This window comes from Klebsiella sp. NPDC088457, from assembly GCF_044900465.1.
GTDB lineage: Bacteria > Pseudomonadota > Gammaproteobacteria > Enterobacterales > Enterobacteriaceae > Klebsiella.
Map to the genome: position 1 here is coordinate 21,900 of NZ_JBJDNH010000030.1, position 17,664 is coordinate 39,563.

At 54.9% G+C, this 17,664-nt stretch carries 15 protein-coding genes; 8 read left to right on the forward strand and 7 right to left on the reverse strand.

Annotated elements, in window-relative coordinates; translation table 11 throughout:
- Positions 1-79: 79 nt before the first annotated feature.
- The 6 genes from ACI2JR_RS18610 to ACI2JR_RS18635 all read left to right on the forward strand — a co-directional run bounded on the left by ACI2JR_RS18610 (position 80) and on the right by ACI2JR_RS18635 (position 5,727).
- Complete coding sequence (locus tag ACI2JR_RS18610) at positions 80-412, forward strand: TehB-like domain-containing protein (RefSeq protein WP_132725146.1); 333 nt, start codon at positions 80-82, stop codon at positions 410-412.
- Positions 413-422: 10 nt separating this feature from the next.
- Positions 423-761 (forward strand): DUF1869 domain-containing protein, encoded by a 339-nt coding sequence (locus ACI2JR_RS18615; RefSeq protein ID WP_132725144.1) that lies wholly within the window; start codon positions 423-425, stop codon positions 759-761.
- A gap of 363 nt (positions 762-1,124) precedes the next feature.
- Complete coding sequence (locus ACI2JR_RS18620) at positions 1,125-2,135, forward strand: LacI family DNA-binding transcriptional regulator (RefSeq protein ID WP_462479182.1); 1,011 nt, start codon at positions 1,125-1,127, stop codon at positions 2,133-2,135.
- A 16-nt stretch (positions 2,136-2,151) separates the two neighbouring features.
- Positions 2,152-3,276, forward strand: coding sequence for a mandelate racemase/muconate lactonizing enzyme family protein (locus ACI2JR_RS18625; RefSeq protein ID WP_132725140.1), 1,125 nt, complete (start codon positions 2,152-2,154; stop codon positions 3,274-3,276).
- A 13-nt stretch (positions 3,277-3,289) separates the two neighbouring features.
- Positions 3,290-4,513 carry an MFS transporter gene (locus tag ACI2JR_RS18630; protein ID WP_462479183.1) on the forward strand — a complete coding sequence of 408 codons (1,224 nt, stop codon included), beginning with the start codon at positions 3,290-3,292 and terminating at the stop codon, positions 4,511-4,513.
- 380 nt (positions 4,514-4,893) lie between these two features.
- Positions 4,894-5,727, forward strand: coding sequence for a sugar phosphate isomerase/epimerase family protein (locus ACI2JR_RS18635; RefSeq protein ID WP_132725136.1), 834 nt, complete (start codon positions 4,894-4,896; stop codon positions 5,725-5,727).
- Between the two features lie 55 nt (positions 5,728-5,782).
- On the opposite strand, the gene ACI2JR_RS18640 is transcribed toward ACI2JR_RS18635, so the two are convergent.
- Positions 5,783-6,946: a dihydrodipicolinate synthase family protein gene (locus tag ACI2JR_RS18640; protein ID WP_132725134.1), complete on the reverse strand. Its 1,164-nt coding sequence runs from the start codon at positions 6,944-6,946 to the stop codon at positions 5,783-5,785.
- A gap of 278 nt (positions 6,947-7,224) precedes the next feature.
- Here ACI2JR_RS18640 and ACI2JR_RS18645 point away from each other — a divergent pair, with 278 nt between their 5' ends.
- Positions 7,225-8,358 carry an acyl-CoA dehydrogenase family protein gene (locus ACI2JR_RS18645; protein WP_132725132.1) on the forward strand — a complete coding sequence of 378 codons (1,134 nt, stop codon included), beginning with the start codon at positions 7,225-7,227 and terminating at the stop codon, positions 8,356-8,358.
- Between the two features lie 129 nt (positions 8,359-8,487).
- Here ACI2JR_RS18645 and ACI2JR_RS18650 read toward each other — a convergent pair whose 3' ends face one another.
- The 5 genes from ACI2JR_RS18650 to ACI2JR_RS18670 all read right to left on the reverse strand — a co-directional run bounded on the left by ACI2JR_RS18650 (position 8,488) and on the right by ACI2JR_RS18670 (position 15,091).
- Positions 8,488-10,149, reverse strand: a complete 1,662-nt coding sequence (locus tag ACI2JR_RS18650; RefSeq protein ID WP_207896578.1) for an electron transfer flavoprotein-ubiquinone oxidoreductase — start codon at positions 10,147-10,149, stop codon at positions 8,488-8,490.
- A 24-nt stretch (positions 10,150-10,173) separates the two neighbouring features.
- Positions 10,174-11,103, reverse strand: coding sequence for an electron transfer flavoprotein subunit alpha/FixB family protein (locus tag ACI2JR_RS18655; RefSeq protein ID WP_462479184.1), 930 nt, complete (start codon positions 11,101-11,103; stop codon positions 10,174-10,176).
- A 1-nt stretch (position 11,104) separates the two neighbouring features.
- Positions 11,105-11,854, reverse strand: a complete 750-nt coding sequence (locus ACI2JR_RS18660; RefSeq protein ID WP_132725126.1) for an electron transfer flavoprotein subunit beta/FixA family protein — start codon at positions 11,852-11,854, stop codon at positions 11,105-11,107.
- 111 nt (positions 11,855-11,965) lie between these two features.
- Positions 11,966-13,552, reverse strand: coding sequence for a GMC family oxidoreductase (locus tag ACI2JR_RS18665; RefSeq protein WP_462479185.1), 1,587 nt, complete (start codon positions 13,550-13,552; stop codon positions 11,966-11,968).
- A 21-nt stretch (positions 13,553-13,573) separates the two neighbouring features.
- Positions 13,574-15,091: an aldehyde dehydrogenase family protein gene (locus tag ACI2JR_RS18670; RefSeq protein WP_462479186.1), complete on the reverse strand. Its 1,518-nt coding sequence runs from the start codon at positions 15,089-15,091 to the stop codon at positions 13,574-13,576.
- Positions 15,092-15,422: 331 nt separating this feature from the next.
- Here ACI2JR_RS18670 and ACI2JR_RS18675 point away from each other — a divergent pair, with 331 nt between their 5' ends.
- Complete coding sequence (locus ACI2JR_RS18675; RefSeq protein WP_132725120.1) at positions 15,423-16,067, forward strand: TetR/AcrR family transcriptional regulator; 645 nt, start codon at positions 15,423-15,425, stop codon at positions 16,065-16,067.
- A 21-nt stretch (positions 16,068-16,088) separates the two neighbouring features.
- On the opposite strand, the gene ACI2JR_RS18680 is transcribed toward ACI2JR_RS18675, so the two are convergent.
- The gene (locus ACI2JR_RS18680; protein ID WP_462479187.1) at positions 16,089-17,597 is read right to left on the reverse strand and encodes an acyl CoA:acetate/3-ketoacid CoA transferase; all 1,509 of its coding nucleotides are present in this window, start codon (positions 17,595-17,597) and stop codon (positions 16,089-16,091) included.
- Between the last annotated feature and the right edge of the window lie 67 nt (positions 17,598-17,664).

Consider the following 17,664-nt stretch of genomic DNA (forward strand, 5'->3'; position numbering starts at 1 on the left):
GATTAAAAGGGGTATATCATATGCAACATATTTTCCCGTTCCAGACCGCGTTCATTCTTGCGGAAAGAGAGGCAGAATCATGCAGCGAATCATTATTCCCACCCATTACGTGCATACCCGTACGACGCCGCTGTGGACGAAAGAGACGGCGCCAGCATCAATCTGGCGGCGGCATCTCGATGCCGGTACCCGGCAGGGCGTGTATCCCCGTCTGGCGGTGATGCAGGGAGCGATACGTTATTATGGTTATGCCGATGAGACCAGCCCGAACCCGGTTGAAACGATGACCATTGCCGCCGGCCAGTTTGCCGTTTTCCCGGCGGAGAAGTGGCACCGGATCGAAGCCTTAACCGACGATACGGTATTTAATGTTGATTTCTATGTTGATCCTACGATTCTGCTAGAGGGATGAAACTGAACTTATGCACAGTGAAAATAAAGGTTATTCATTAGCCCTGGTTAATGGCAACAATAATGAGAAACAAGAGAAAGTCTATCTGAAACCGATGGCGCTTTATATTCCCGATATTGCCGTGCAGGCAGTGGCCGAACTTATTGCCGGGCTGTCAGCGGATCGCGCGTCGGGCGACGGTTTACTGCTGTCGGTCACCAATAATAATAATGGCGTCTCGGTGGATAAAGCGTTTGCCGCCCTGAGCGAACTCCAGGATCCGCTTATCGCCGCCGACGCGGTCAAAGATCTGGTGAATATTGTTCGCGGTTATGAATCAGATGAAGAGACCAACGTCTGCGGCTGGTAGCCACGGCATCGACAAATCAGGCAGGCATCACCCGGTGTCTGTCTTATCTCTCCCGTTCTCATCTTTCATCCCTCCATACATCCGTACATTCCGGATCGGCCAATGCGGCTTCATGCGCCGTATGAGCTAATCCATTCCCCAGTTCCCCAGTCACTGAACATCCCGCGTTTGCTCTCTGCGACATACCCGATTAGACCGCAACAAGCTCGGTTGGGCCCGGATACGGCGGATCCATTGGCATCCTGACCCGCGGCGTAGCAAAGATCGACATCTCTCTTCGTTCCATGTTTTGAGATCATAATCACAGACAGCCCTGTATTGCGCGGTATATTTAGGTAATCGATTACCTAAAATTTAAAAATCATGAAGAATAAGTTATTAATTAAAGATGTGGCTAAGATGGCGGGGGTGTCGACGGCGACGATTTCCCGTTTTCTTAATGGGAAATACCATTCTATGAGCGAAGCGACTCGCCATCATATCGCCAGCACGATCGAGAAAATCGGATATCAACCAAACAATATCGCCCGCTCACTCAGAAGCCAGCAAAGTAAAACTATTGCGGTGATTATGGCTGATATTTTTAATCCATACTCGATGGATGTTCTGCGGGGAATCGAAGAGTTCTGCTCTCTTGAAGGTTATAAGATTTTCATCTGCGATGCGAAAAATTCAGGAAGCAGGGAACGTAATTATATTGAAGAGATGATTAGTCGTGGCGTTGATGGCATTATTATCAATACTACGGGTGAAAACGATCTGTTTATCAAGGGTGTTTCGTTAGAGCATCCTGTTGTTTTAATTGGTCGAAAGATTAAAGGCAGCAATATCAGCAGCGTAGTCGCAGATAACGCTCAGGGTATTCAGCTGGCGCTTGAGCATCTTTTAAATACAGGTTGTCGGCGAGTCAGTTACCTGACACCAGCGCCAGGGAATGTTTCTCCACGAATAGAACGAATCGAAAATTTCGCGACTTTTTCCGCCCTGCGTGCCTTTTCTCATATTACATTTGAATGTATCAGGTTCGAGAGGGTCGATCGTGAACATGTGCTGAACGTAATGCAAAAGCTGGTGGTTAACTCAACAAAAGATCACGCCATCATTACCGGTAACGGGCAGCTGTCGCTGTTCGTTGTACAAGCCGCCAGAGCCTTAGGTAAGTCTATTCCTGAGGACTTTTCCTTAATTGGTTTTGACGAAACTGAGTGGTCAGAAATACTGAAGAATCCACTTACGGTTGTTGCCCAGCCGACCTATGAAATTGGCTGTACTGCCGCTAAAAATATAATAAAAACCTTGCGCAATGAACATGGCAACGATGATCCGACAACCACTCTCCTGCCATTTTCACTGATTGTCAGGGATACCGCCTGACGGAAGAGAGGATATTATGAAAATTAGCGCTATCAAAACTCGTGTCATCACCGATGCGCTGTCAGAGCAATTTGGCATGTCGCAATGGTTCTGGAATAAAAGAGCGATATGCGTGGTTGAAGTTGAAACCGATGCCGGCATCAGCGGTTGGGGCGAGTGTTTTGGTCCGGCCCAGGCAAATGCCGCCTTGATCAATGAGCTATTTATTCCGTTGCTGACCGGGCGCAACCCGCTACAGCGCCGTGTTTTATGGGAAGAGATGTATAACCGTACCCGCGAATTTGGTCGCAAAGGTATCGCCATTACCGCTTTGTCGGGGATTGACATCGCGCTATGGGATATTTTTGGCAAAGTTACCGGAAAACCGATTGCCGAACTATTGGGCGGTGATATTGATACGCAGATTATTGCATATGCTTCCAGTTTTTATTATTCCCCGAATGATAACCTGCGGCAAATTGCAATTGATGCTAACCGCGGACTGTCGGAAGGATATCAGCATTTTAAAATGAAAGTGGGGGCGCTGTCTCTCGCGGAAGATATTCAGCGCGTTGCCAGAGTTCGCGAATTAATTGGCCCTGAGGCCACGTTGGCCGTTGATGCTAACCGTGCCTATACCACGCATGAAGCGCTGAAATTCGCGCATGCTATCGAGAAATACGACATCAGCTGGTTTGAAGAACCAATACTCCCTGATGATACGACGGCATATCACCAGCTCAAGTTACAATTTCCGATGAAGCTTGCCGCCGGGGAGTCTGAATTCACCCGCTTTGGCTTCCGTCGTTTCCTCGAAGCGGACTGCGTGGATATTTCCCAGCCTGATGTTGCCGCCTGCGGCGGTATCAGCGAAATCCTCAATATTGCTGCACTTTCAACCACCTATGGCGTGGAGTGTTATCCGCACCAGTGGGGATCGGGGATCTCTCTTGCGGCCACGTTGCACGTTATGGCGTCGCTACCGATCGCAGTACCGCGTATGGCGAAAGAACCCGCCAGACTGGAACTCGACCGGGCGCCTAATATTTTCCGCGACCAGTTAACCAATCTCAATATTGGGCCGGTAATGACGGTGCCTGATAAACCAGGGCTGGGCATCGAGGTCGACCTTGAAATGCTTGACCATTTTTCTATCCACTAAAAGGTAGAGAACAATGTTTAAATCGAAATGGTTCAGAATTGGCTTTACGCTAATGGTTGGTCTGTTCGTCGCCTACCTTGATCGTTCAAATCTCTCTATCGCATTGCCAGGCATGGAGGAAACGCTGGGTATTGATGGCGCTGCAACAAAAAGTCTGGCGCTTACCGGGTTTCTGATTGGCTACGCGCTGGCGAATTTCTTCGGTGGTTTTTTGACAAATCGCCTGAATCCTAAAATCACCATCGTGACCATGGTGTTATTGTGGTCTATCGTGCAAATCATGACGGCGTGGATTTCCTCGGCGGCGTTGCTGATAGCGTTTCGCATTATTCTGGGTATTGCCGAGGGGATTTACTGGCCACAGCAGTTCCGCTTCGCCAGAGCCTGGTTTAATAAAGACGAAATAACGCGCGGCACTAACCTGATTCAATTCTACGGGCAGTTCCTGGCGCTCACTCTGGGTTTCATCATCCTGACTCCGATCTTCGATCATCTGGGCTGGCAATGGGTGTTCTACATTACCGGCGGGATGGGCGTCTTTATTGTGGTTCCGATGTTCCTCGCGTTCCTGAAAAACAGCCCGGATAAAACAAGTTCAGCGGATGAACCTGAGGTGGCAGCGGAAGTCGCGGGGGGAAAAATTAGCTTCCGCGATCTCGGCGGCGCGCCATTCCTGCTGCTGGTATTCAGCTATTTTGCTAACGGGATGCTGTTCTGGGGGATCACGCTGTTTATGCCGATGGTCATGCTTTCACTGGGGTTCAGCGGTTTTTCGCAGGGGGCGGCGAGCGCGCTACCTTATTTCTTCGCCATTCTGCTGGCAATCCCCGTCTCGTGGTACAGCGATAAAACACAAAAACGGGGATTAATTGCCGCCTGCGGGCTTGGCTCCGGGGGGCTGTTTTTAATCGCGCTGCCATTTATCGACAGTCCGGCAGGTAAGCTGGCGCTGATTACCTTGTCCATTGCCTGGTTTACCAGCTGCTATACCACGAATATCTGGTCGATCATTACCTCCAGCGTGAAAAAATCGGCGGTGGGGCCCGCTGCCGGAGTCATCAACGGTATTGGCGCGGGTCTGGGCGGGACTACCGCGGGGTTTATCGTTCAGTATCTACAATCCTGGAGTGGATCTTATGTCCCCGGTTTTACCGTGTTGGGGGGCGTCGCGATTGTGGGGGGCTTCTGCGTATACGCCTACAGCCGAATTATCGCCGCGCGGCCGATGACTTTGTAATTGCGTAAAAGGTCAACGGCCGCCGCGGCCGCCGTTGACCTACGTTCAGGAAACGCCTGGCTAGTCGACAGGTGAATAATGACGTCTTACTCTCTGCCAGCAGGCGCAAATACCGACTCTGCAGGAGCCGCGTAACCTGCCACGATTCCCCGCCGCGCACTCAGACGATAATAAATGGCAAACGATCTTATTTAGCGGCGGAGATCCTTCACTATCCCGTCACTGGTTGTAAATTACAATTATTGTAACTAACTGGTTGGTTATGTGATGGCGATCGTATTTACCCAACATATTCATTTCTATAATGCTTTGTTGAGCATATTGCTGCTTAAATTATTTGGGTTTAACGTTTTTCCGGCAAAACTACTGAGGTCACCGAGATGAATCAACCCGACAGCCGTAAACTGTCCCTCAATACCGCCACGGTGCGGCAGAAATGGAAACTCGATCAGATCATTGAAGGGTGCGCCCGGCATGAGATCCGCGGTATTGCGCCATGGCGGGATCAGGTGCAGGCGCTGGGGTTAAAAGAGTCTGCGCGTCTTATTCGCCATCATGACCTGACGCTGAGCGGCTATTGCCGCGGCGGGATGTTTCCCGCTAGCACCCCGGAGGAACGCCGGGAGAAAGCGCTGGATAACCGACGGGCGGTGGACGAAGCGCTGGAGCTTGGCGCTCCCTGTCTGGTGCTGGTGGTCGGGGGGTTGCCTGCGGGGTCGAAAGATTTACCCGCCGCCAGGCGGCAGGTGCGCGATGGCCTGAGCGAGCTGCTGGACTATGCGCGCCCGCTCGGCATGCCGCTGGCGATCGAGCCCCTGCATCCGATGTACGCCGCCGAACGCGCCTGCGTGAATACTCTGGCGCAGGCCAACGATCTGTGCGACGAATTAGGTGACGAGGGGCTGGGGATTGCAGTGGATCTCTATCATACCTGGTGGGATCCGCAGTTTCAGCAGCAGATCGAACGGGCAGGCGTGGCGCGGCTGCTGGCTTTTCATATTTGCGACTGGCTGGTGCCGACGGCGGATATGTTGCTGGATCGCGGCATGATGGGGGACGGAGTCATCGATATCCGCAGCCATCGCCAGGCGATCGAGGCTCTGGGCTATACGGGTCTTCATGAAGTCGAGATTTTTTCCCGGAATAACTGGTGGCAGCGGGATCCGGATGAGGTACTTACCATCTGTAAACAACGCCACCGCGAATTCGGCTAGAAAGTGATTTTCCCAGAGACGGTCGCTCTGGGAAATGGCTGTCGCCCCGCAATGCTCAGAGGCCGTAAACCTTCAGTAGACTTTGCATCCGCAGGGTGGCCAGCTGCGGGTCTTGCAGCAGACCGGCCCGATCGGCCAGGCGGAAAATCTCGGCATAGTGGCTAATCTCACGCGCGGCCTGCATCCCGCCGGCCATTGCGAAATGATTCTGGTGGCCGTTAAGCCAGGCCAGAAACACAATTCCCGCTTTGTAATATTGCGTCGGCGCCTTAAAGATTTCCCGCGACAGGGCAACGGTGGGGTTCATCAGGCGGTAGTATTCCCCGCGATTGCCCTGCGCCAGTTCATTGAGCGCCGTCGCGGCTACCGGGGCGATAGCGTCAAAAATACCTAACAGCGCATGTGAGTAATAGCCATCCTCTCCCTCAATCAGCTCGGGATAGTTGAAATCGTCGCCGGTGTACATTTTCACCTGCGACGGCAGGCGCTTGCGGAAGGCGACCTCTTTCTCTTTACTTAGCAGCGAAATCTTAATGCCTTCCACTTTATCGACGTTGCTGGCGATGATCTCGAGCACGGTATCGGCAGCGGCGGCAAAATCCGTCGTTCCCCAGTAGCCGCTCAGCGCCGGATCAAACATCTCTCCCAGCCAGTGGAGAATAATTTTACCCTGGCTCTGTTCAAGCAGGCGGTTATAGACGGCAAGATAATCCTGCGGCGTTTTTGCCACTTTGGCTAAAGCCCGGCTGGCCATCAGGATGATTTTCCCGTCATGCTGTTCAACCAGTTCCATCTGCTCTTCATAGGCCGCGATAACCTGTGCCAGCGTGGTGGCGTGAGCCGCCTCCAGCTGATCGGTACCCACGCCGGCGGCAAGGTCGGCGCCCGGTACGCTTCGCGCCTCTTGCAGCGAACGAACGATCAGCTCTTTGGCAATCTCCCAGCTTACCCCCATCCCGCGCTGCGCGGTGTCCATCGCTTCCGCAATATTGAACCCCAGACGCCAGAGATGATGGCGATAGGCCAGCGTCGCGTCCCAGTCAATGCGCGGGTTGTTCAGCCAGTCCGCCCCCTGATGCTGCGGGTCGATCACCACGTGCGCGGCGGCATAGGCGATACGGTTAAACGCGGGCGTGATAAGCGTAGGGCGTTCTTCTGTCGTCACCAGCTGATAATCGGTGATAGTCCCTTGTGGGGTAGGCAGGTGAATGTTAAACATGCTGACTCCTTAGTTAAGTATCTATTTAGTTACTTTTAGGTGTACTTTTTGCCCGCGAAAAAGTCAAGATCCTCACGGCTAAAGTGATAAGCCGGACGGCTTCTGTTGATCGGGAGGCCGCCTTTACCTGCGATATTTGTCGCACAGTTAACAACAATTCTTTAACCGGATTGACAACAATATCTATCCATTGTAGTAACTATCTGGTTATTTAATTAATGTGTTCAGATGTCGTAAAAAAACCGACGGCATGACTAATAGCTGGCAGGAGGATGACCATGTATTTGACTGAAACCCATCAACAGATCCGCGAGATGACCCGTAAGTTTGCCGACGAAGTGATTCGTCCCCAGGCGGAGGAGCTGGACAGAGAAGAGCGCTTTGCCGCAGAGATCTATCAACAAATGGGGGAACTGGGGCTGTTCGGCATTACCGTTCCGGAAGAGTACGGCGGCGTCGGACTGGATGCGGTGGCTTACGCCGTGGTGATGGAAGAACTGTCGCGTGGCTATGCTTCCATTGCCGATCAGTGCGGGCTGGTGGAGCTGCTGGGAACGCTGCTGTCGCAATACGGCAATGACGCCCAGCGTGCGCAATGGCTGCCGGGGTTGCTGAACGCGTCGCTGAAAGGGGCCTACTGCATTACTGAAGCCGGGGCCGGTTCCGACGTATCAGGGATTAAAACTACCGCTACCCGCACTGAAGAAGGCTGGGTGCTGAACGGAAGTAAGCTGTGGATCCACAATGCGCCGGTCGCCGATGTGGCCTTTGTGCTGGCGCGTACCGATAAAGAAGCCGGTCACCGCGGCATGAGTATTTTTATTGTCGATTGCTCTCGCGACGGCGTCTCCCGCGGCCCGAAAGAACACAAAATGGGCCAGCGTTCATCCCAGGTGGGCGAACTGCACTTCAACCAGGTCAGGCTGCCGGCGCAAGCGCTGCTGGGGCCAGAAAACCGCGGCTTCCATATTATGATGAGCGTGTTGAATAAAGGGCGGGTGGGGATCGGTGCACTGGCGGTAGGTATTGCCCGGGCCGGGCTGGAAGCGGCGATCGAATATGCGAAACAGCGCGAACAGTTCGGCAAACCGATTGCTGATTTCCAGGGCGTGCAGTTTATGCTGGCGGATATCGCCAGGGACACCGAGGCTGCTCGCCTGCTGGTACATAGCGCGGCCTATAAAATTGACACCGATGCGCCGGATACTTCGATTGCCTGCTCGATGGCGAAATGTTTTGCCGGCGATGTCGCGGTGCAGCACAGCGGCAATGCGGTGCAAATTTTTGGCGGCGGCGGCTATATCCGCGGCGTGGAAGTGGAGCGCCTGTACCGCGATGCCAAGATAACCCAAATCTATGAAGGTACTAACCAGATTCAGCGCATGATTATCGGCCGCAATTTGCTGGCGTAAACCCCGATTACCCGGCAGAACAGGCACCCCAGGCGGGGTGCTTTTTTTTGGGGCCTGTAACCGGGGTAGGGGCAGGGAAGGGGGGAACGCAGGCAAAGAAAACCCCGGCGTTGCCGGGGGGATAACACATCACATATTCGGGTAGTTGGGGCCGCTGCCCCCTTCGGGTACCGTCCAGACGATGTTCTGGAAGGGATCTTTGATGTCGCAGGTTTTACAGTGCACGCAGTTCTGCGCGTTGATCTGTAATCTGCTCTTCCCCTCTAAGGCGATAATTTCATAAACGCCCGCCGGGCAGTACCGCTGCGCCGGTTCAGCAAAACGCGGTAGCGTTTCCCGTATCGGTAGTTCGGGGTCTTTTAGCCTGAGGTGACAGGGCTGATCTTCATCGTGCGATGTATTCGCCAGATACACGGAAGAGGGCTTATCAAAGCTCAGCCGGTTATCCGGCTTCGGATAGTTGACCGGCGTACTTTGTTCGGCTGTACGCAGCTGCAGATGATCCGCCTTGCGGTCGTGCAGAGTGAACGGCAGTTTGCCTTTAAACCAGTTCTGATCGATATAGTTTAATGCGCCACCTGCCAGCGTACCAAAACGGTGCAGCAGCGGACCAAAGTTGCGCGACTGGCGCAGCTCTTCGCCCAACCATGATTCGCTAAACGCCTGCGCGAAATCATCAAGGTCCCGTTTTTCATCCGGGGTTTGTATCAGCGCCCGATAGACCGATTCAGCGGCCAGCATGCCGCTTTTCATCGCCGTGTGGCTACCTTTAATTTTGGCGAAGTTGAGCGTTCCCGCGTCGCAGCCAATCAGCAGCCCGCCGGGAAAGTGCATTTTGGGTAACGCATTCATACCCCCTTTGGTGATGGCGCGCGCGCCGTAGGAGAGGCGTTTCCCACCGCTCAGGGTTTCACTAAAGGCCGGGTGGTGCTTCAGGCGTTGAAACTCATCGAACGGACTTAAATAAGGGTTGCGATAGTTGAGATCGACTATCAATCCAACCACGGCCTGATTATTTTCCGTATGGTAGAGAAAACTCCCCCCCGACGCGCCTTCGCTAAGCGGCCAGCCCGAGGCGTGGATGACCTGACCGGGCCGGCTTTTTTCCGGGGCGATCTCCCACAGTTCTTTAATACCCAGCGCGTAGTGCTGCGGATCGCGGCCGGCGTCGAGCTGATAATGGGCGATCAGCTGTTTGCCGAGGTGGCCGCGGCAGCCTTCGGCGAAAAGCGTATATTTCGCCAGCAGGTTCATGCCCGGCGTAAAACCGGGCTTCTCTTCCCCCTGCGCGTTAATGCCCATATCACCGGTGGTGATGCCGGCGACGGCGCCTGCATCGTCATACAGGATGCTGGCGGCGGCGAAGCCGGGGAAAATATCCACCCCCAGCGACTCTGCCTGGCGGGCAAGCCAGCGGCAAAAATCCCCCAGACTGATGACATAATTACCTGCGTTATGCATCGGGGCAGGGATAAAGGCCGCCGGGATCTTCCACGCTTTTTCGCCATTGCGCAGCAGCAATAGCTCATCTTGCGTCACAGGCGTATTCAGCGGCGCGCCAAGGGACTGCCAGTCGGGAAAGAGCTCATTGAGCGCCCGGGGTTCGAACAGGGCTCCGGAAAGAATATGCGCGCCAACCTCAGCCCCTTTTTCAATCACGCAAACGCTCAGCTGACGTTGTTCCTGCTGCGCCATCTGCATCAGCCGGCAGGCCGCCGACAGCCCGGCGGGACCCCCACCGACAATGAGGACGTCAAATTCCATCGTTTCACGTTCCACCGTAACCTCCATCTTTCGTTGCCTGCCCCTTGCGCATCAGAGTTTCGCCACCAGCTGCGGCACAATCTCGAACAGATCGCCCACCAGGCTGTAGTCGGCGATTTTGAAAATTGGCGCTTCTTCATCGCTGTTGATCGCCACGATGACTTTGGCATTGCTCATCCCCGCCAGGTGCTGAATCGCGCCGGAAATACCCACCGCGATATACAGATCCGGCGCGACAATTTTACCGGTCTGCCCGACCTGCAGGTCATTGGCGACCATACCTGCGTCGACCGCCGCGCGCGATGCTCCGACGGCGCCGTGCAGTTTGTCGGCAAGCTGTTCGATCAGGGCAAAGTTTTCGCGACTACCCAGCGCACGGCCGCCGGAAACCACCACGCGGGCGGTAGCAAGCTGCGGGCGATCGGATTGCGCCAGCTCTTCATGAATAAAGCGGGATACCGGCTGGTGAGCGACGCCGTCCACCGGCTCAATCGGCGCGGCGGATTCGCTTTCTTGCGTCGCCGGGAAGCTGGAGGCGCGCAGGGTCATGATCACCAGGGGGTCGAGACTCTCGACGGTGGCGATTGCGCTGCCCGCATAAATGGGACGTTTGAAGACCCTGGGGCTGACCACCGCAACCACATCGGAGATTTGCGCGACGTCGGCGAGGGCGGCCACGCGCGGCAGGATGTTTTTGCCGTTTGAACCGGCGACGGCGAGGATATGGCTGTAACTCTCGCGAAGCGAGAAGATCAGCGCGGCGACGTTTTCGGCCAGCTGATTTTTACAGGCGCGATCGTCGGCCAGCAGCACCTTCGCCACCCCCGCAATGCGCGCCGCCTGTTCCGCCACCGCGCGGCAGTTTTCGCCCGCCACCAGCAGGGTCACCTCGCCACCCAGCTCCCGGGCGGCGCTGACCGCGTTTCTGGTCACCGCGTTGAGCTGGTTATTGTCATGTTCGACAAGGAGTAAAGTAGCCATATCAAATCACCTTCGCTTCGTTTTTCAGCTTGTTCAACAGTTCATCCACGCTCCCGACACGCACGCCGGCTTCGCGTACCGGCGGCGTCTCGACCTTTAACAGCGTCGTGTGCGGGCGTAATTCAAGGCCAAACTCCGCCACCGGCAGGATGCTGAGCGGTTTCTTTTTGGCCTTCATCATGTTGGGCAGGGAGGTATAGCGCGGCTGGTTCAGGCGCAGGTCGGTAGTGACCACTGCCGGCAGCGTCAGCGACACGGTCTGCAGGCCGCCGTCAATTTCACGGGTGACGATGGCCTGACCATTCTCAACGCGCAGCTCGGCGGCAAAGGTTCCCTGCGGATAACCGCACAGCGCGGCGAGCATTTGTCCGGTCTGGTTATTGTCGCCATCGATGGACTGTTTACCCATCAGGATTAACGACGGCTGCTCCTGTTCGACGACTTTTGCCAGCAGCTTTGCCAGATTGAGCGGTTCGAGGGGCTGGTCGGTCACGATCAGTAATCCACGGTCGGCCCCCATCGCCAGCGCGCTGCGCAGCTGTTCCTGGGCCGCTTCTTCACCGATGCTCACCACCACAATCTCACTGGCGATGCCGAGCTCTTTCAGGCGAATGGCTTCTTCAACGGCAATTTCACAGAACGGGTTGAGCGCCATTTTCGCGTTGGTCAGATCAACCTGGCTGCCATCGTTTTTTACGCGGATTTTGACGTTATGATCGACAACGCGTTTAACGGGGACGAGAACTTTCATCGTTACCTCTCGGGATGTTTACATGTCTTTCTTGCTTTAAGTAAATAACTATTTAGTTATTTATTCAACCGATTTTTGCCCATGAAAACGAACATGGGCAGTAATTTGTGATCAGTTCGACGCGATAATCAGATCGCTGGCTTTTTCGGCGATCATAATGGTGGGCGCGTTGGTGTTGGAGCTGACCAGATCGGGCATCACCGATGAGTCCACCACGCGTAGCCCTTCAATACCGCGAACACGTAATTGGCTATCGACCACCGACATCTCGTCGACGCCCATTTTGCAGGTGCCTACCGGGTGATAGCAGGTGCGCGCAAACTGGCGGATGTAGTTTTCCAGATCTTTATCGCTTTGCGCCTCGCCTCCCGGCATATGCTCGCGGCGAATATAGGGGGCGAAGGCGCTTTGCTGCATGATATCGCGCATCAGTTTGCAGCCTTCGATCGTCATTTTCAGATCGTAAGGATCGCTGAGGTAGTTGGGGTCGATAAGCGGGGCATCGCTGGCGTTTGCCGAGCGTAAAGAGACCCGGCCGCGACTGCGCGGACGCAGGAAATAGCTGTTAATGGTCACGCCGGAGCCGGAGGGCACCGGTTCGATACCGGCTTCCACCCCGGCGCCCGCCAGGAAGTGTATTTGTGTATCCGGATTGGCAGACTGCTTATCGACATACCAGAACGCGCCGCCTTCGACGATGTTTGAACACACCGGGCCTTTGCGGAACAGCAGATACTCCAGCCCGGCCCACAGCATCCAGTGCGTTTTCTTGTACTTGTCATAGCTCAGCGCGTTGCCGAGCTCAAAGATCAGGTCGATACCCAGGTGGTCCTGCAGGTTTTCCCCGACGCCCGGAAGATCGGCTATGACCGGAATGCCTTGTTTGCTCAGCTCAGCGGCTGCGCCAATCCCGGAAAGCTGCAGCAGTTTAGGGGAGCCAATCGCCCCGGCGCTGACGATGACTTCACGGCTGGCGTGCAGCCGCTGCGATTTGCCATCCTGATAAATCTCCACGCCAACGGCGCGCTGATTATCGATAAGCAACCGGGAAATAGAGCAGCCGGTCTTAATGGTGAGGTTGTTGCGCTGGCCTGCCTCTTTCAGATAGGCCACCGCCGCAGAACAGCGGCGGGCGTTGCGCGTGGTGGTCTGATACAGACCGCAGCCGGCCTGGGTGGCGCCGTTGAAGTCCGGGTTGTACGGCAGCCCCGCCTGCTGGCAGGCTTTACTGAAGGTTTTACTCATCAGATTGGCGCCGATCGGACTGGAGACGCCGAGCGGGCCGCCGACGCCGTGCCAGGCGTCGGAAAAGGTGTCGTTATCTTCAGATTTAATAAAATAGGGCTGAATATCGGCAAATGACCAACCGTCGCAACCTTTTTCTGTCGCCCAGCGGTCATAGTCCGCTGGCGTGCCGCGGGTAAACACTTCGGCGTTGATAGAGCTACCGCCGCCCAGTACCCGCCCCTGGGCAAACAGCAGCTCGCGGTTGCCGAGCTGGGGTTGAGGCACGGTTTTATAGCCCCAGGTCAGCGGCCCGGCGGTGAGTTTGCTAAAACCGACCGGTAAATGGATATAGGGGTTGCTGTCCTTCGGGCCTGCCTCAACCAGCAGCACTTTACAGTCGGCGTTTTCGCTTAAGCGCGATGCAAGGACGCTGCCCGCCGAACCGCCGCCAATAATAATGTAGTCGTACATGTCTGATCCTCTGCCCAAAAATCACTCAGCGAGCCATTTAGCGCGCTTGCCCAACTGGATATGTACGGATTTAATTTCGGTGTATTCATCCAGACCATAGCTGCCGCTTTCGCGCCCGATGCCGGACTGTTTAAATCCGCCGGAAGGCAGTTCCGGGCCGCCGGCGATAGTGGTGTTTACCCACAGTCTGCCCGCTTTCAGATCGCGGAATCCCTGGACCGCCTTATCCAGGTTCGAAGTCCAGATGCTGGCCGCCAGCCCGTAGCAGGTATCGTTGGCGATGCCGATCGCCTCTTCATAGCTGTCGAAGGGGGTGACGCAGAGCACCGGGCCGAAGATCTCTTCGCGGAAAATGGTCATTTCCGGGGTTACATCGTCGAAAATGGTGGGTTCGATAAACAGTCCATTATCGGTGGAAACCGCATGGCCGCCGGTGAGCAGGGTCGCACCCTCATTTTTTCCCTGTTCGATATAACCGAGCACGGTCTGATAGTGTTTCTCAGTAATAATCGCGCCAATCTGGGTGTTTTCATTCAGCGGATCGCCGCTGAGTACTTTCTGCGCGCGTTCAACCAGCTTCTGGCAGAAATCTTTATGGATAGAACGCTCCACCAGCAAACGGCTGCCGCTGACGCAGCACTGCCCGCTATTGAACAGAAAGCCAAACAGCGTACCGTCCAGCGCGGCGTCAATATCGGCGTCGGCGAAAACCACCTGCGGGTTCTTACCGCCCAGCTCCAGCCCAAGACGTTTAATATTGTTTGCCGACGCGTGCAGCGCCATCTGGCCGACGGCGGTGGAGCCGGTGAAGGAGACCATATCGATGTCGGCATGCTCGGTAATCCGCTGGCCGACGAGCGAACCGCTGCCGGTGACAACGTTAAATACGCCGTCGGGCAGACCCGCCTCTTTCAGGATCCCGGCCAGCAGCAGAGTCGTACCGGACGTGATCTCAGCGGCTTTCGCCACCAGCGTACAGCCGGCGGCCAGAATATAGGGGTAGCGTTCTGCGCCAATAAAGAAAGGGAAGTTCCACGGCGTGATAACGCCGACGACACCGATAGGTTCGCGGGTCACCAGGCCCAGCATGCTGTCGCCGAGGTTATTAAAACTGTCGCCATTGACGCTGCGCGCCAGACCGGCGGCATATTCCCAGATATCGGCCGCGCCCTGGATCTCACCGCGCGACTGGGCGATGGGTTTGCCGGTTTCCAGCGTTTCCAGCAGCGCCAGCTCCGCCAGGTTCTCGCGAATGAGCTGGGCGGTTTTCAGCAATACCGCCGCGCGCGCCGCACCGCTAATGCGTGACCATTTCCCTGAATCAAAGGCGTCTCTGGCCGCCTTTACCGCGTCATCAACGTCTTCAGCGGTGCCTGCCGGGTAAGTGCTAACGACAATATCGTGGGCCGGGCTTTTACGGACAAAACTTTCGCTGCTGTGACCCGTGGTCCACTTGCCATTGATGAACATCTGAAATTGCCGTGCTTTTTCAGGCAGCAAAGGGTGGTTAACGTCTACAGGGTGAAATGTATTACTCATAATCCTCTTTCCCATCGTTCATAGCCTTGCTTACCGGTCGGTAAGAGCCAGTGCGTGATCGTTGTCATCCTGCTGGCGCCTTTTTAACGCTGACAAGATGAGTTGGTTATGATTGCATTTAACTAAATGTTTTATAATGATAATATGTTATATATATAACTATATGGTTACATATATTAGCACGCTGTTTTGGGATTGAATAAGGAAACGCCAGCCCTTGTAATGAAATTGTTAAGCGGCTAGCAGAAAGGAGATTAGCGAAAAATTTTTCTTGATTTCCGCCAATGAGTAAGGGTTAATCATCAGCCAGATCCGCAACCAAAACGATGTAATGACTAAATCAGCTTCGGAAAAAACAGTACAGGTCCGTGACCCCATTGCGACACAGAATCGGATCCTGAAAGCCGCGAAACGAGAGTTTGCGCAAAAGGGACTCGGCGGCGCACGCATTGACGTTGTCGCTGAAAAGGCAAAGTCAAATAAGCGTATGATTTATCACTATTTTGGTAGCAAGGAACAGCTTTTTCAGAAAGTTGTCGAAGACTCCTATCTTGATATTCGCGCCGCGGAAAAAAAATTAAATCTCGAAAGTCTGGAACCGCAAGAAGCGGTTGAAACGCTGGTCAGGTTCACCTGGAACTACTACCTGAAAAACCCGGAGTTTCTGACACTGGTCAACAGCGAAAACCTGCATCGTGCCGTGCACCTGAAAAAATCGGTGGCGATTAAGTCGGCGCAGAAATCGATGGTCACCCTGATGGAAGGCATTCTTCAGCGCGGCGTGGAGCAGGGCGTATTCCGGGCCGGCGTTGATGCGGAACAGCTGGTGATTACCATCGCCGCGGTCAACTATTATTACTTCAATAACAAATATACCGGCGCCATTCTGTTCGATCGCAATTTCATGGATGCTGATTCCCTTCAGCAGCGCCTTGATTTCAACGTCGAAACGATAATGCGGATACTGCAGCCCTGATATCCGCATTGCGTTGCTTATTCAGAGAGAAACCACCGCGGGGCGATCGACTTTCGGGCAGAATTGCATACGCTGCAAAATATCCTGCTCGAGGTTAACCCCGCTGACAATCGCCGCCAGTTCCACCCCTTCTTCCGTCAGTTTGAAAATGGCGCGCTCCGTGACGTACAGCACTTCCTGCCCGCGTTTTATGGCTTCCGGCCCGCTGAAAGTGATATGGCGAACCTTTTGCACCAGCTTGGGAATTTGCCCATGAGACTCAATTTGTAAACGTTCACCCTGCTGACAAACCTGCAGGCCTTTCGCTTCGAAGGTGCCGCAGAAAACGACTTTTTTGGCCCCGCAGGTAATATCAATAAAGCCGCCCGGACCGACGATGGTATCGCCAAGCTGCGAAACGTTGACGTTGCCCTCGGCGTCCATTTCGCCCATGCCGAGGAAGGTGATATCCAGCCCGCCGCCGCAAAACAGATCGAACTGATCGAGCGAGCTGACAATGGCCTGCGGATATTTTGCCGCGCCAAACAGCGCCCCGTCGAGAAGCTGGCCGTTGTGAATACCTTGTTCCACCATCTGCCAGCAGGAGTCGACCAGCGATTTCTCGGCCATGGCGGAGATCCCGCCGGGGATGCCGAACCCGTAATTGACCCGCATATTCGGTTTCAGCTCCCGTACCGCCAGTCCCGAAATCAGGCGGCGAATACCTTCCGCTGGCGCATCGAGCGGGTGCTCGTCCGGCGGGGCCATCTGCCCGGAGATGGCCGGATCGTATTCGGCAAGGTAGCTCTGCCACTGCGCCGGGCATTCAACGATATGGTCGATCATCACACCGGGAACGGTGACCTTACGGGCCGGGACAAAGTGCTCCTGAACGGTGGATTTCACCTGCGCGATAACCATCCCGCCGTTGTTGTGCGCGGCCAGGGCCACGGCATAGGTATCCAGATCCGCGGGCTCTTCGCTGGTGGAGATATTCGCCGCGACGTCCGCCTGCGATCCGTGAATCACCGCGACATCCACTTTAAACGGTTTGTAATGCAGCCAGGTTTTACCGTCGAGTTCAATACTTGAAACGATATCTTCGCAGGTGATGTCATTGCATTTTCCACCGCTGATTAGCGGGTCGACAAAAGTCCCCAGCCCGACGCTGGAAATGACCCCCGGGCGCCCGGCGCCGCTTTCGCGATACAGCGTCATGATGATGCCGGTGGGTAAACAGTAGGCTTCGATCTCATTGTCGCGGGCCATTTTTTGCAGTTCGGACGACCACGACCAGTGCCCGCCGATGATCCGTTTGACCAGCCCCGGTATGGCCAGACGTCCAAGACCGGATCCTTTGCCGTTACCGATCCCTAACGCATGAATCAGGGTGAGATTCCGCGGATGTCCGGTTTCGCGGTAACGCGTCGCGATGGCCGCCATGACGTAATCTGACTCCAGCAGGCCGCCGCCGGAGCCGGTGAAGGCAACGGTGGAGTTGTCTTTGATCAAAGCAACAGCTTCTTCGACGCTTTTCAGTTTGCCATGCATTCTCGTTATCCTCGTTGAACTCAGTGCTAAAAAACTAACTAGTTAGTTACAATTACAGAAAATAAAT